This window comes from Micromonospora sp. NPDC005324 (assembly GCF_040607155.1).
Classification (GTDB): Bacteria; Actinomycetota; Actinomycetes; order Mycobacteriales; family Micromonosporaceae; genus Micromonospora; species Micromonospora trifolii.
In genome coordinates, this window is record NZ_JBEXGE010000004.1 from 288,762 (window position 1) to 301,842 (window position 13,081).

Annotated in this window: 17 protein-coding genes; 11 read left to right on the forward strand and 6 right to left on the reverse strand. The window is 69.7% G+C overall.

Annotated elements, in window-relative coordinates; all coding sequences use genetic code 11:
• Positions 1 to 107 precede the first annotated feature (107 nt).
• From ABZS40_RS06435 to ABZS40_RS06450, 4 genes are all read left to right on the forward strand, one after another.
• Positions 108 to 1,583, forward strand: a complete 1,476-nt coding sequence (locus ABZS40_RS06435) for an arabinofuranosidase catalytic domain-containing protein (RefSeq protein ID WP_354942323.1) — start codon at positions 108 to 110, stop codon at positions 1,581 to 1,583.
• A gap of 145 nt (positions 1,584 to 1,728) precedes the next feature.
• A complete protein-coding gene (locus ABZS40_RS06440; protein ID WP_354942324.1) occupies positions 1,729 to 2,076 on the forward strand; it encodes a PadR family transcriptional regulator in 348 nt (115 codons plus the stop codon).
• Positions 2,073 to 3,011: a hypothetical protein gene (locus tag ABZS40_RS06445; protein ID WP_354942325.1), complete on the forward strand. Its 939-nt coding sequence runs from the start codon at positions 2,073 to 2,075 to the stop codon at positions 3,009 to 3,011. Before ABZS40_RS06440 ends, ABZS40_RS06445 begins: the two co-directional genes overlap by 4 nt.
• Positions 3,012 to 3,161: 150 nt before the next feature.
• The gene (locus ABZS40_RS06450; protein ID WP_354942326.1) at positions 3,162 to 3,758 is read left to right on the forward strand and encodes a VanZ family protein; all 597 of its coding nucleotides are present in this window, start codon (positions 3,162 to 3,164) and stop codon (positions 3,756 to 3,758) included.
• 20 nt (positions 3,759 to 3,778) lie between these two features.
• Here the strand turns inward: ABZS40_RS06450 and ABZS40_RS06455 are convergent, their stop codons facing one another.
• Positions 3,779 to 4,258, reverse strand: coding sequence for a MarR family transcriptional regulator (locus ABZS40_RS06455; protein WP_354942327.1), 480 nt, complete (start codon positions 4,256 to 4,258; stop codon positions 3,779 to 3,781).
• A gap of 103 nt (positions 4,259 to 4,361) precedes the next feature.
• Here ABZS40_RS06455 and ABZS40_RS06460 point away from each other — a divergent pair, with 103 nt between their 5' ends.
• On the forward strand, positions 4,362 to 5,237 hold the full coding sequence (locus tag ABZS40_RS06460) for an NmrA/HSCARG family protein (protein WP_354942328.1): 876 nt from the start codon (positions 4,362 to 4,364) through the stop codon (positions 5,235 to 5,237).
• Between the two features lie 113 nt (positions 5,238 to 5,350).
• Positions 5,351 to 6,805 carry an alkaline phosphatase PhoX gene (locus ABZS40_RS06465; RefSeq protein ID WP_354942329.1) on the forward strand — a complete coding sequence of 485 codons (1,455 nt, stop codon included), beginning with the start codon at positions 5,351 to 5,353 and terminating at the stop codon, positions 6,803 to 6,805.
• Positions 6,806 to 6,863: 58 nt separating this feature from the next.
• On the opposite strand, the gene ABZS40_RS06470 is transcribed toward ABZS40_RS06465, so the two are convergent.
• Both ABZS40_RS06470 and ABZS40_RS06475 read right to left on the reverse strand, forming a co-directional pair.
• Positions 6,864 to 7,361, reverse strand: coding sequence for an N-acetyltransferase (locus ABZS40_RS06470; RefSeq protein ID WP_354942330.1), 498 nt, complete (start codon positions 7,359 to 7,361; stop codon positions 6,864 to 6,866).
• 40 nt (positions 7,362 to 7,401) lie between these two features.
• Positions 7,402 to 7,959 carry a CGNR zinc finger domain-containing protein gene (locus ABZS40_RS06475; protein WP_354942331.1) on the reverse strand — a complete coding sequence of 186 codons (558 nt, stop codon included), beginning with the start codon at positions 7,957 to 7,959 and terminating at the stop codon, positions 7,402 to 7,404.
• 109 nt (positions 7,960 to 8,068) lie between these two features.
• On the opposite strand from ABZS40_RS06475, the gene ABZS40_RS06480 reads away from it, so the two are divergent.
• The 3 genes from ABZS40_RS06480 to ABZS40_RS06490 are packed head-to-tail and all read left to right on the forward strand — an operon-like array spanning position 8,069 to position 9,321.
• Complete coding sequence (locus ABZS40_RS06480) at positions 8,069 to 8,725, forward strand: pyridoxamine 5'-phosphate oxidase family protein (RefSeq protein ID WP_354942332.1); 657 nt, start codon at positions 8,069 to 8,071, stop codon at positions 8,723 to 8,725.
• Complete coding sequence (locus tag ABZS40_RS06485) at positions 8,722 to 8,958, forward strand: hypothetical protein (protein ID WP_354942333.1); 237 nt, start codon at positions 8,722 to 8,724, stop codon at positions 8,956 to 8,958. The genes ABZS40_RS06480 and ABZS40_RS06485 overlap by 4 nt, the downstream gene beginning before the upstream one ends.
• An 18-nt stretch (positions 8,959 to 8,976) precedes the next feature.
• The gene (locus tag ABZS40_RS06490; protein WP_354942334.1) at positions 8,977 to 9,321 is read left to right on the forward strand and encodes a hypothetical protein; all 345 of its coding nucleotides are present in this window, start codon (positions 8,977 to 8,979) and stop codon (positions 9,319 to 9,321) included.
• Here ABZS40_RS06490 and ABZS40_RS06495 read toward each other — a convergent pair.
• The 3 genes from ABZS40_RS06495 to ABZS40_RS06505 form a co-directional block, all read right to left on the reverse strand.
• Entirely contained in the window at positions 9,272 to 9,484 is a 213-nt protein-coding gene (locus ABZS40_RS06495) for a hypothetical protein (protein WP_354942335.1), read from the reverse strand. The two genes, ABZS40_RS06490 and ABZS40_RS06495, sit on opposite strands and share 50 nt — an antisense overlap.
• 67 nt (positions 9,485 to 9,551) lie before the next feature.
• Positions 9,552 to 9,926, reverse strand: coding sequence for a cupin domain-containing protein (locus ABZS40_RS06500; protein ID WP_238679635.1), 375 nt, complete (start codon positions 9,924 to 9,926; stop codon positions 9,552 to 9,554).
• A 132-nt stretch (positions 9,927 to 10,058) separates the two neighbouring features.
• Positions 10,059 to 10,577 (reverse strand): YcxB family protein, encoded by a 519-nt coding sequence (locus tag ABZS40_RS06505; RefSeq protein ID WP_354942336.1) that lies wholly within the window; start codon positions 10,575 to 10,577, stop codon positions 10,059 to 10,061.
• 94 nt (positions 10,578 to 10,671) lie between these two features.
• Here ABZS40_RS06505 and ABZS40_RS06510 point away from each other — a divergent pair, with 94 nt between their 5' ends.
• Positions 10,672 to 11,631 (forward strand): PaaX family transcriptional regulator C-terminal domain-containing protein, encoded by a 960-nt coding sequence (locus ABZS40_RS06510; RefSeq protein WP_354942337.1) that lies wholly within the window; start codon positions 10,672 to 10,674, stop codon positions 11,629 to 11,631.
• Positions 11,632 to 11,913: 282 nt separating this feature from the next.
• A partial coding sequence (locus ABZS40_RS06515) for a cellulose binding domain-containing protein (protein WP_354942338.1) occupies positions 11,914 to 13,081 on the forward strand: 1,168 nt, incomplete at its 3' end.

A 13,081-nucleotide genomic window follows, 5' to 3' on the forward strand; every position in this document is an offset into this window, starting at 1 on the left:
CGTGCCAACTAGCGCCAATAGATGGACGCCCATTAATGTCACAGGTATGACGTGTGACGTCAATTCCACAGCCGCAGACCACCCCCACCACACACCGAAAGGATCCGATGAACGTGAAGAGAAAACTGGGTCGCCTGATCGCCGCCGCCGGGACCCTGTTCGTCCTCGTCGTCGGCGCTGGCGCCTATGTGGTCACGGACACGCCGGGCGTCGCCCACGCCGCCGGCACGGGTCCGTGTGACATCTACGCCTCCGGCGGCACCCCGTGCGTGGCCGCGCACAGCACCACCCGCGCGCTGTACGGCGCTTACAACGGCCCGCTCTACCAGGTTCGACGCTCCTCGGACAACACCACCCGCGACGTCGGCGTGCTCAGCGAGGGCGGCTACGCCAACGCCGCCACCCAGGACACGTTCTGCGCCAACACCAACTGCGTGATCACGATCATCTACGACCAGTCCGGCCGCAACAACCGCCTCACCCAGGCGCCCCCCGGCGGCTTCGCCGGTCCCGCCCCCGGCGGATGGGACAACCTCGCCGACGCCAAGGCGGCGCCGGTCACCGTCGGCGGCCAGAAGGCGTACGGCGTCTACATCGCCCCCGGCACCGGCTACCGCAACAACAACACCAACGGCGTCGCGACCGGCGACCAGCCCGAGGGCATCTACGCGGTCGTCGACGGCACGCACTACAACCAGTGGTGCTGCTTCGACTACGGCAACGCGCAGACCAACAGCCTCGCCGACGAACGCGCCATCATGGAGACCGTCTACTTCGGCGCCAACAAGCAGTGGGGCTACGGCGCGGGGGCCGGGCCCTGGATCATGGCCGACCTGGAGTGGGGGCTGTTCTCCGGCGTCAACGCGGGCTACAACAACATCGCGTCGATCAACCACCGCTTCGTCACCGCCATGGTCAAGGGCGAGCCGAACCACTGGGCGATCCGGGGCGGCAACGCCCAGTCGGGCAGCCTGACGACCTACTTCGACGGGCCACGCCCCAACGGCTACCACCCGATGAAGAAGGAGGGCGCCATCCTGCTCGGCATCGGCGGTGACAACAGCATCACCGGTCGCGGCACCTTCTTCGAGGGCGTACTGACCTCCGGCTACCCGACCGCGGCCACCGAGAACGCCGTCCAGGCCAACATCAACGCCGCCGCCTACGCGCCGGTCGGCGGCGGCAACCCGCAACAGAACGTCCAGGTCGTGGGCGGTCAATCCAGCCGCTGCATCGACGTACCGAACGGCAGCACCACCAACGGCACCCAGGTCCAACTCTGGGACTGCCTCGGCAACACCGCGCAGCGCTGGACCTACACCGCCGGCAGACAACTCCAGGTGTACGGCAACAAGTGCCTCGACGCCCTCGGCCAGGGCACCACCAACGGCACCCAAGCCATCATCTGGGACTGCCACGGCGGCACCAACCAACAGTGGAACCTCAACTCCAACGGCACCATCACCGGCGTCCAGTCCGGGCTCTGCCTCGACGCCAACGCCGCCGCCACCGGCAACGGGACCAGACTCATTCTCTGGTCCTGCAACGGCGGCACCAACCAGCGTTGGTCTACCCGCAACTGACCCACCGCACGATCGGTCGGTCGTGCCGCCCCCCGCGAGCTTCACGAGGCGGCACGACCGGCGACCTCACTCGGCCGATGACGGCCCCGCCACCCCATCGTGCGACATCGTTGCTTTATATATCGTGGTGCGGTATATATCGTGTATGGACATCAGTGAGCAGACGTTCCTGATCCTCTCCGCCCTCGCCGACCAGCCCCGGCACGGCTACGCCGTGGTGACGGAGGTCGACGAGATGACCGACGGCCGGATCCGGTTACGCGCTGGCACCCTCTACGGGGCCCTCGACCGCCTCGTCACCCAAGGGCTCATCGCCCCCGACCACGATGAGGTGGAGAAGGGCCGGCTGCGCCGTTTCTACAAACTGACCGACGCGGGGGCAGACGCCATCCGCGCCGAGAGCCGGCGGATGGCCGCCGCGGTCCGGCTCGCCGAGGAGCGCCTCAACAAGCGTGCCGCCCGCAACGCCCCGCGTCTTGGGACCATCGGATGAGCCCGGACGTGAGCCCGCTGGAACGACGATATCGACGGCTGCTGCGCCTGCTGCCAGCCACGCACCGCACCGCCCGCGGCGAGGAACTGCTCGGACTGCTGCTGGACCTCGACCACGGCCGTCGACACCCGAGCCGGCACGAGACACTGAACATCGTCGCCCTGGCGATCCGGCTGCGGCTCACCACGCCCGTCACCACCACGGCCCTCACCACCGGGCTCAGTGCCCTGCTCGTCGCCGCCGGCACCCAGCCCGCCGGTCACACCCTGGACCTGTTCACCGGCGCCGTCCTCACCACCGACATGCCGGCCCTCATCGCCAGCTGGCCGCAGCTAGTCGTCCTCGGCCTGCTGCCCCTCGCACCACTGATCGCCTGGCTGTGCGGCGCGACCCGGACCGCCCTCACCCTGCAGGCAATATTCCTGACGGTCACCGTTGGTTGGTTCGTCATTGACGTGCTCAGCGGGGCCGGAATGGGAATCAACCCAGGCCAACAACTCTTCGCGTACGCCCCACCGGTTCTGATCCTCGGCCTGCTCGCGATCGCCGCCCGCGAGCGGTGGACCGCGCCCCGGCCGCGCCTGTTCTGGTGGGCCCTTGTCCCGCTCGGCATCCTCGCCTGGAAAGGGACCGGAGAATGGGGACGCCACGGCGTCTACGTTTCCGACGCCGTGCCGACCGTGATCGGGATCCACGCCGCCGCCACCGCCGCTGTCGCCGCCGCATTCGCGGTCCGCCGTCACCGGCCCGCCGTCATCGTCGGCGTCGGACTCACCGGCTTCCTCGCCGGATGGCTCATCCCCGACCGGCTGCTCGTCAACACGGCGATGCAGCACTTCGACGGTCAGCCGCTACCGCTGGCAATCCTCATCGCGGTGGCCGCTGCCACCATGACTGGCATCGGTCACCTCGCCCGTCGACCGATGGCTTCGTGACGCGCTGAACACCAGCTCTGGTCAGACGAGAGGCGACCGCAGCAGAGCACGATCCGCTGCGGTCGCCAGGTCGCGCGGGTGTCACGAACGAGCAACCGCACACCGCCCGGGCCAGGTAGGTTTCGGGGCTGGGCGAACAGCGGGGGTCGCATGATCAGGGGTTGGCACGGCTGGCTCGGTACGTTCAACGGCGTCGTCCTCAACACGGTGGTCGTCCTGCCGTTGGCCGCGCTGGCGGTCTGGGCCCTGGCACGCCGCCGCCGTGCCGCCGGCACCACGGCGGCGTGGCGGACGTCGCTGGCCGACGTCGGCATCGTCTACGGCACCGTGCCGTGGGTATGGATGATCATGTTGCCGGGCGACCAGGCCGGTGTCGTCTCCGGTCGGGTGACCCTGGTGCCGCTGCGCGACCTGCTCACGATCTTCTCCGACGGGGGCCCGCTGACGGCGACGGTCCAGGTCGTCGGCAACCTGCTGGTCTTCGCGGCCCTGGGCTTCTTCGCCCCGCTGCGGTTCCCGGCGCTGGCGTCGGTACCGCGGATCCTGGTCCTCGCGGCCGGCTGCTCGGTCCTCGTGGAGACCGCCCAGTACGTCCTGCGGCTGGACCGGGTGTCGTCGGTGGACGACATCCTGCTCAACGCCGTGGGCGCCGGGCTTGCGGCGCTGGCGTCCCGGCGCTGGTGGCGAGCCACACCCGACACGTTTACCGAGCGCGAACCCCAGCCGACCTCGGCAGCGGGACGCTGAGCGTCGAAGGCGGGAGTTACTCAGTCGGGCGTCGGTTGGGACCGCAGGCGACGCATCTGGGCGTGGCTGAGGTCATGCGCTCGGTTCATGTGGCGCGTGATCACCTCCAGCTCATCGTCGGTGTGCTCGTCGAGAAGTGTCTGCCAGGACTTGCCGAGGTCGTCCCAGACCGCGGTGACCCGGTCGAGGCGATCCGGCACCGGGGTGACCAGCACCCGGCGCCGGTCCTCCTGATCGGGCGTCCGTTTGACGTAGCCGCCACGTTCGAGCCGGTCGACCAGTCGGGTGGCCGATCCCGTGGTCAGGCCGGTCATATCGGCGACCTCTCGCACCGTGGGCGGCGCGGGAGCCGCCGAGAGCAGGCTCAGGAACTGCACGTCGGTCGGGTGGAGCCCCAGGTGATCGGCGATGGCCTGGTTGAACAGGACGTACGAGGCCAGATAGCGCCGGGACGCCATCGACATCTCCTCGTACAGCCGGGCCCGACGCTTCGCAGTCAACCGCATCACCTCTGAACTAGTTGCGTGACGCAGTAATCCGCCATAATCTACTGCGTGACGCAGTTAATGCGCTACGCAGCTATCTTACCCTCCTGGAGGACCCGTGCTCACCGTCGCCGCCACCGGCGCCACCGGAGCCCAAGGCGGTGCCACCGCCCGCGCCCTGCTGGCGGCCGGCCACCGGGTACGCGCCATCACCCGCCACCCCACCTCGCCGGCCGCCGAAGCCCTCCGCGACCTCGGGGCCGAGGTGCGCCGGGCCGACTTCGACGACCGCGCGTCCCTCGACGCCGCGCTCGCCGGAGCCGACTCGTTGTTCGCGGTCACCACACCGTTCGGCACCGACCTCGCCACCGAGGTCCGGCAGGGCCGGACCCTCGTCGACGCGGCGGCAGCCGCCGGGCTCGGTCACCTCGTGCTGACCACCGTCGCCCACGCCGACCGCGGCACCGGCATCCCGCACTACGAGAGCAAGCACCTCATCGAGCAGCACCTGCGCACCTCGACAGTGCCCTGGACGATCATCGCGCCGGCCGCCTTCATGGACAACTACGCCAGTGGCTGGACGCTCGACGGCCTGGGCAGGGGCACCTTCGCCTGGCCGATGCCCGCCGACCGGCCGCTCACCCTCATCCCGGCGGTCGACATCGGCGCTTTCGCCGCGCTCGTCCTCCAACGCTCGGGCGAGTTCGCCGGCCATCGCATCGACATCGCCTCCGACGAACGCACACCCACCCAACTCGCCGAGATCATCGCCGGAGCCATCGGCCGCCCGATCACCCACGTGCAGGTGCCGCTGGCCCAGGTTCGGCAGCGGTCCACCGACCTGGCGGCCATGTTCGACTACTTCAGCACCGTGGGCCTGACCGTCGACGTCACCGCGCTGCGCCGCGACTACCCGGAGGTCGGCTGGCACAGCTTCGCCGACTGGGCCCTCGCCCAGGACTGGTCCGCCCTGCTGCCCGCGACGCGTGCGTGACCCTGACTCTTAACTCCGATGTCACCGCCCGATCCCACGGGTGACGTGTCGCTGTCCGCCCGAAGGAGTTGGCTGCCAGTCATCGCACTTGTCTTGACCAGGAGTTGATCCACGTGCCTTCCTCTCGTCGTACCTTCCTCGCCAGCGGCGCCGCCGCCGGCGTCGGCCTTGCCGTCGCAGGCGGCCTGCCGTCCCTGGCCCAGGCCAGCCCGGCCCGGCCGCACCCGCCGGTGAAGCCCGGTAACGTGCCCTTTCCGCCGCTCGTGGACGACCCCAAGGGAGTTCTGGCCCTGCCCAAGGGCTTCCGCTACACGGTGGTCACCCGGACCGGCGTCACCCGGCTCGACCGCGGCCAGGGCACCACCCCGTCGGACCATGACGGCATGGCCGTCTACGACGCCGGCCACGGCCGGTACACCCTGATCCAGAACCACGAGATCGACCCGGGCGCCGAGTTCGGCGTGCCGCACGTCAAGGGAACGGTCTACGACGCCGGTGCCGTCGACGCCGGCGGTTGCACCGTGATCAAGACCGACCTCGCGGGCCGCAACCTGGGTGAGTTCGTGGCGCTCTCCGGCACCATCTCCAACTGCGCCGGCGGGCCTACCCCCTGGGGCACCTGGCTCACCTGCGAGGAGACCGAGGACCGGGCCGGCGACACGTGGGAGGAGGGCAGCCGGTCCGGCGTCTACCAGAAGGACCACGGCTACGTCTTCGAGGTGTGGGCCGACGGCAGCGCCGACCCGAAGCCGATCAAGTGCCTGGGCCGCTACTCCCACGAGGCCCTGGCCGTCGACAAGGACCGCACCCGGGTCTACCTCTCCGAGGACGCCGACGAGCCCAACGGCCTCTTCTACCGCTGGACGGCGCCACACGGCGTCAAGCTGGGCCCCGGCGTGCTCACCCGCCTCGCACCGAACGCCGGTGTCCTCGCCGCGATGCAGATCATCATGGAGGACGGGTCGGTGCTGCCGGACGTCGCCTACCTGACCTCCGCCCAGCTGGGCCGCCCCTTCCCGGTGCGATGGATCGAGGTGCCGGACCGCGACGCGCGCACCAAGTCGGTGCGCGAGCAGTTCGCCGACGGCGAGGTCACCCGGGGACGCAAGTTCGAGGGCGTGTGGGCCACCGACGAGGGCGTGTACGTGGTCAACTCCTACGCCTGGGACGAGGGTGACCTGCCGGCGGACGCGGCGCCGCACGACGGAATGGTCTGGTTCTACAACTACAAGAACCAGACCATCCAGCTGGTGACGTACTTCCCGCACCAGACCGCCTCCGAGGAGGGTGCGCCGGTCAAGTACACCGACCTCACCTTCGACGGCCCGGACAACGTGACAGTCACCCCGTGGGGAAGCCTCGTGCTCGCCGAGGACGGCACTGGCGCCTCGCACGTGCTCAGCACGATCCCGGGTGGGCCCACGTACGCCATCGCCCGCAACCAGCTCAACGACTCGGAGTTCTGCGGGCCTACCTTCAGCGCGGACGGCAAGGTGCTCTTCGTCAACATGCAGGACCCGGGCCTCACCCTGGCCATCACTGGTCCGTGGGAGAAGTACCTGGGCTGACCGAGCCCCGACGTGGGGGCCAGGCAGTCTCGCCTGGCCCCAGCAGGCTCGGCCCCGGTCAGGAGACGCGCGGCAACGCCAGCCAGTCCTGCCAGGCGATGTCGCGGCCCAGATAGCGGGGCTGGCGGAACGGCCAGTCGGCGGCGATCCACTGCGGCACCAGCGCGTCCACCGCAGCCTCCACCTCGCTGCCCACCAGGTCGTCCACCACCCACCAGGAGACCTCGCCGTCGGAGCCGGTGCGCTCCGGCGGGTCGATGTAGACGCAGCCGAGGATCGCCGTCTCCCCCTCGTCCAGCAACGCGTAGTTGAACGACTGGTGCGCGGCTATCTCCTGCTCGTGCCGCAGCAGGTCGACGCGATCCTCTTCGTAGGTCATCGTCTCGCTGGGCCACCCCCAGGCCGGGCCGAAGATCTCCCACAGGCGCTCGCGGGAGCCCATCACGGCGGGGTGGTCGAGAGGGGTGTCCGCCTCGCGGATCGGCCGCAGATGCAGCGCGGTGTCGGGCACCGGCACATGGACGGGGTGGACGAACTCATCGGGCAGCCAGGTCATGAGGGCCGAGGCTAGCGCCATTCGGCAGGTGCCCGGGCACCTAGTCGACCCGTACCCCGTGCTCTTGGCGTTGGGCGGTAGGGGTGACGCGCTGGCGTTGATAGTGACGGGCGGCCTTGGCGCGAGCGCCGCAGCCGTCCATCGAGCACCAGCGTCGGGTGCCGTTGCGCGACGTGTCGTAGAAGTGCAGGACGCAGGCGGGGTTACCGCAGCGTCGGATGCGGTGGGGTTGCTGGCGCAGCAGGTCCAGGTAGTTGATGGCCGCTCGCCAGGAGGGGAGCCACCCGGCGTCGACCTCGTGCCGCTCCTGCACGGCCCCCTTGCGAAGCGTGTAGCCCGAGGCGCCACGGGCGAGGATCGCGTTGACCCCCCGTTCGGCGGCCTCGTCGGGCTGTTCGAGGACGCGGCGCAGCGCGGAACGCGTCTCCCGCAACGGGGTCTCCACCGCCGCGGGGTCACTCTCCAGGTGGTGTTCGGCGAGCCATCCCCGCAACCCGTCCGGCTCGTCGAACAGGTCGACCATGCGACCCCGCTCGGCCCACTGGGTGTTGACCAGGTCCAGTGCGAGGGGTTCGCCCACCAGTGGCCGACGTGTCATGCCGCCGACCTTACCATCGTCCGCCGTTTGAAAGGTTAGTCGCCGCGACATATCTTCTTACCGGTGAAAGACGGGACGATGGTTAGGTGACCCCTGGAAGGTGCTCGTCATGCCACACCGCTACCTGGAGGAACTGACCACCGCGTCGGTGGTCGCCGCGCAACAGCGCTACGGCAGCCGGCCCGCCATCCAGCGCATGACCGCCGGCTGGGACACGGATGCGACATTCAGTGACGATGAGGCCGCTTTCATCTCCGAACGCGACAACTTCTACCTCGGCACCGTCGGCGAGAACGGCTGGCCGTACCTACAGCACCGCGGCGGCCCACCCGGCTTCCTGCACGTCCTTGACCCCACCGACGGGCACAGCGTCCTCGGCTGGGCCGACCTGCGCGGCAATCGGCAGTACCTGTCGGTCGGCAACCTCGCCACGTCACCCCGGGTCTCGCTGCTGCTCATGGACTACGCCCACCAACGCCGACTCAAGATCATCGGCACGGCGCACGTCACCGACGTGCGAGACCCCGGGTTCGAGGAGCTGCTGGGAAGGCTGAGCGTGCCCGGGCCATCGGGCCGGGTGGAACGGTTGATCACCGTCAAGGTGCAGGGCTACGACTGGAACTGCCCCCAACACATCACGCCCCGCTTCAGCGAGGCGGAACTCTCGGACGCGCTCGCGCCGGTGCGCGACGAACTTGCCCGCCTGCGCGCCGAAAACCAGGCCCTCCGCGAGGAGGCGAATCACCAGCCAGGGAGAACACCATGAACAAGCTGACCGTACGCGCCGTCGGCGGCCCCACGGCCGTCCTCGACTACGCGGGCCAACGCGTCGTGCTGGACCCGACCTTCGACGATCCGCGCACGTACCAGGACGGGCCGGTCGCCGCCACCAAGTTCACCGGCCCGAGCGCGGCGCCCACGGACCTCGACCCGGTCGACGTGGTGCTCGTGTCGCACGAACACCACATCGACAACCTCGACGTCTCCGGGCGGGAGTAAGCGCGCCGGGCCCGACGGGTGTTCACCACCACGGCGGGGGCGCCGAATCTCGGGCCGGGAGCGACCGGCCTGCGGCCCTTCGAGTACGCCGAGGTCGGCGACGTGCGCGTCACGGCGGTGCCGGCGCTGCACGGTCCGCCGGAGATCGGCGTGGTCAACGGCCCGGTGATCGGGTTCGTGCTGGAGGCGACCGGTTGGCCGACCGTCTATGTCAGCGGCGACAACGCCTCACTGGATGTGGTGGCGGTCGTCGCGGAGCAGTCACCGTGGTCGGGCACCGCGACGACCACGGTGACCATGAACCCCGCAGACGTCAGCGCGTGCTCCGCGGCCTCGGTGTCGCCGCTGCGCCGGAGCGCTTGATCAGGAACGCCCCGCCGGCGATGAAGACGACGCCGAGGATCACCCCGACGAGGTTGCCTTGGGTCAGGCTGGAGACGCCCCCCAGCACGCCCACGACGATCGCCAGCACGCCGAGGGTCCGCATGGTGTAACGACCGACAGACCTGACCCGTTCACTCGTCATGGTGTGCTTCTGCCCAGCGCGCCGATCGCACAAACGGCGACGGTGGTTTATGCCGGCAGTGCAGATCTCACTCCACCTTGGTGAGAAGTGGCTTCCCCTTCTCGACGACGTACGTGGCCAGTTCGACAGCGATACCGTCGCCAACGTTGCGGGCCTGGTGGTGCACGCCGTATGGGACCGTGAGCGCGTCGCCGGGATTGCACACCATGGGTGGCTGCCCCTCCAGCCGATATTCGAGCGTTCCCTGAAGGACGCAGATGATCTCCTCACCGGGGTGGAAATGCTTGAACGGTGGCGAATCCGGCGTGAACTCCACCCGAGTCTGAATGACCTCTCGACCGGGGATGCTGAGGTCGTGCCGTTGCAGGTCGATCCGCCACAGCCCTGGTGCTGACTCCACCGCTGTGGGGCTGATCCCCTCGGGTCGATCCGTGCTGCTCATGACGGCCTCCTGTAGACCGTCGGGCCGACGGCCACTACTCGGACTGGTGCATCCCCGTCGAGAATAGGGAGCGGCAGACGATCAGGGGCGGGGATGCCGACACGGGGGCCGATTCCGCGGAGCCGACCTCGGTTACGGCCTCGGCCCATCAGCCCGGGGAAACGGCAGCAGCCCTCGTTCGGTCATGTGGGCGCGCAACGTCTCGGCGTCCTCGGCGGACATCAGCCAGCGCGGGATCACGGTCGCCGGCATTCGGCCGACGTACACGACCCAGAAATCTCCGGCGTCCCGCACCTGGGCGACCCCGTCCCAGGCGATGCCGCCGGACTCCGAACCGCTGCGCATCATGATGTTGTCATCGGTGATGTCGTAGGCGCCCTCGACGGCGTAGCTACCGGAGCGGCGTCGGGCGCGCGCCAGGACCCACGGCCGGTACAGCATCGACAGCACGCCGGCCACCACCAGCGTGGTCCACAGCGGCGAACTCCGCTCGCCCCACCCGAACCCTCGCGAGACGACGAGACCGACGACCCCGACCGCCGCCAGGACCGCTCCGATGTAGCCGAATCTGCGGAGCCGGGCGTTGCCGAGCGCGGCGGCCACCCGGCCCGGGTAGGCGGGATCGGCGGGGACGTCGAAACGGATGTGCACGCCAGAACGATAGTGCCTCCACCCGCCCCTGACGGCACCTTGCGCCCGCCCCACCTGACGAGCCGTGGGCACCCTGGTGCGGCAGTCTGATGAGGTGAACGCCGACGACGTCCGAGTGCCCCGGGCCCAGGCGGGGTCGAGCCCTCAGCATCTGCTGACGACTGTCCTCGGCGAGTACCTCGACTCCTCGGACGCCGACCTGCCGTCGACGGCGGTCATCGCGATTCTGCGGGAGTTCGGGGTCAGCGAGTCCAGCGCCCGCGCGGCGCTGTCCCGGCTGGTCAAGCGGGGTCTCATCGCAATGCGGAGGAAGGGCCGGTCGCCGGTCTACCACCTCACGCCGCAGGCGATCGCCAAGCATCGCTTTCGGATGCGGCACTTCCTGAACTTCGGCTCCCGCCCGGCGCTCTGGACCGGCGAATGGGTGCTGGCGTCCTTCTCCGTTCCGAACGCCGGCCAGGCCTCCCGTCATGCGCTCCGCAGGTCGTTGAGCGCACTGGGGTTCGTGGGCCTCTACGACAGCGTGTGGATCCGCCCGGGTTCCGACGCCGCGCCGGCGCAGGAGGCGCTGCGCGAGCTGCTGCACCACGTCGAGGGTGCCCGATGGTCGGTTCTGCATGCCCGGTTCGACGAGGAGACCGGGCCGCACGGTCCGGCCTCCGCGTACGACCTGACCAGGCTCGCCTCCGCGTACTCCGGCTTCATCGAGCAGTACGCGGAGCTGCGGGCGGCCGCGCGCGACGGGGAGGTGGACGCGGCCCGGGCGCTGGTGGCTCGGACCTCCGCCATGGATTCCTGGCGGAAGTTCGCCGACATCGACCCGGACCTGCCCCCGCACCTGCTGCCGGAGCCCTGGCCTCGCCAGGAGGCCAGGGAGACCTTCCTGGACATCCACACCCTGCTCGGCTCACTCGCTCAGGCGCGTCTGGTCGAGGTGGCTACACCGCACTGGCCGGATGCCGCCTCGTGGATCACCCACTTCCAGGCGTCGAGGGATCCCTCGCGGCCGGAGCCGACCGGCGGAAAGCACGGCAGCGGCCCACTCGCCGGCTGACGACGTCGCGGCCGGCCAGAGCCAACCAGACATTGACACTTTTCGTTGCCGCAGTGATAGTAACTGCATACAGCTCCCATCGGAGCGCCTGTAGGGACCGCGGCCGGGCGGTCGCCGGCGCTGAACGAGCGGGCAGCGGCGACCGAGGGCACGGCCGCCGCCCAGGCCGCGACGCGCCCACGTCGACCAGACCCGTGGCCAGCGCTGACCACTCTCGTCGGGGCGCGAGTGACACAACCGCCACCGCGGGGAGCGCCACAGTGACTGTTCCTGGAGGATGCAATGAGAAGGCGAGCAAAGATCTACGCGGGGCTGGCGGCCACCATCGTCCCGGTCACCTCCGTGATCATGGCGCTCGGCGGGACACCGGCGTCCGCCGCCATCGGCGGTTCCGGCCCCTACCCCGCCGACTACGAAACCTCGGCCACCCTGGCCAACCACACCATCTTCCGGCCGCAGACCCTCCCGTCCGAACGCCTGCCCATCGTCGTGTGGGGCAACGGCGGCTGCTCGGCCAACGGCCTCTCCCAGGGCAACTTTCTCCGCGAGATCGCCTCCCACGGCTTCCTCGCCATCGCCAACGGCGCCCCGAACGGGTCCGGCTCCACCACCTCCCAGATGCTCACCCAGTCCATCGACTGGGCGGTCGCGGAGAACTCCCGGCAGGGCAGTAAGTACTACAACAAGATCGACACGAGCAAGGTCGCCGTCGCGGGCTTCTCCTGCGGAGGTCTGGAGGCGTACGCCGTCTCGAACGACCCGCGCGTCACCACGACCGGCATCTTCAGCAGCGGTCTGCTCAACGACGCCGACGACTATCAGCTCAGGAGGCTGACCAAGCCGATCGCCTACTTCGTCGGCGGGCCCAGCGACATCGCCTACCCGAACGCCATGGACGACTGGGGCAAGCTGCCCGCGGGCCTGCCCGCCTTCATGGGCAACCTGAACGTCGGGCATGGCGGCACCTACGACCAGGCCAACGGCGGCGAGTTCGGCAGGGTGGCGACTCTCTACTTGAAGTGGCGACTGAAGGGCGACGCCACCGCCGGCCGCAACTTCGTCGGCTCCGACTGCGGTCTGTGCCGCAGCCAGTGGAACGTCCAGCAGAAGAACCTGACGCTCGACGACGGCACGCCACCCACCACCCCACCTCCGACCACTCCACCGCCCACCACGCCGCCGCCGACCGGCACCCCCGGCTGCACAGCGGTGTACTCCGTCCAGGACCAGCGGAACGGCGGATTCGTCGCCAGCGTCAGCGTCACCGCGGGAACCACGGCGCTGACCGGCTGGCGGGTCACCCTCACCCTGCCGAGCGGCGCGTCGGTCAGCTCGCTCTGGAACGGGGTCAGCAGCGGCACCAGCGGGACCATCACCGTCGCGAACCAGAGCTACAACGGGCGACTGGCCGCAGGCCAGGCCACCAGTTTCGGCTTCCAGGGCACCGGCA

Coding starts and splice junctions, on each gene's coding strand:
- ABZS40_RS06475 (WP_354942331.1), bottom strand. CDS start 7,959: ATGACACGTCGGCCACTGGTGGGCGAACCCCTCGCACTGGACCTGGTC.
- ABZS40_RS06450 (WP_354942326.1), top strand. CDS start 3,162: ATGATCAGGGGTTGGCACGGCTGGCTCGGTACGTTCAACGGCGTCGTC.
- ABZS40_RS06440 (WP_354942324.1), top strand. CDS start 1,729: ATGGACATCAGTGAGCAGACGTTCCTGATCCTCTCCGCCCTCGCCGAC.
- ABZS40_RS06445 (WP_354942325.1), top strand. CDS start 2,073: ATGAGCCCGGACGTGAGCCCGCTGGAACGACGATATCGACGGCTGCTG.
- ABZS40_RS06495 (WP_354942335.1), bottom strand. CDS start 9,484: ATGACGAGTGAACGGGTCAGGTCTGTCGGTCGTTACACCATGCGGACC.
- ABZS40_RS06500 (WP_238679635.1), bottom strand. CDS start 9,926: ATGAGCAGCACGGATCGACCCGAGGGGATCAGCCCCACAGCGGTGGAG.
- ABZS40_RS06480 (WP_354942332.1), top strand. CDS start 8,069: ATGCCACACCGCTACCTGGAGGAACTGACCACCGCGTCGGTGGTCGCC.
- ABZS40_RS06485 (WP_354942333.1), top strand. CDS start 8,722: ATGAACAAGCTGACCGTACGCGCCGTCGGCGGCCCCACGGCCGTCCTC.
- ABZS40_RS06470 (WP_354942330.1), bottom strand. CDS start 7,361: ATGACCTGGCTGCCCGATGAGTTCGTCCACCCCGTCCATGTGCCGGTG.
- ABZS40_RS06435 (WP_354942323.1), top strand. CDS start 108: ATGAACGTGAAGAGAAAACTGGGTCGCCTGATCGCCGCCGCCGGGACC.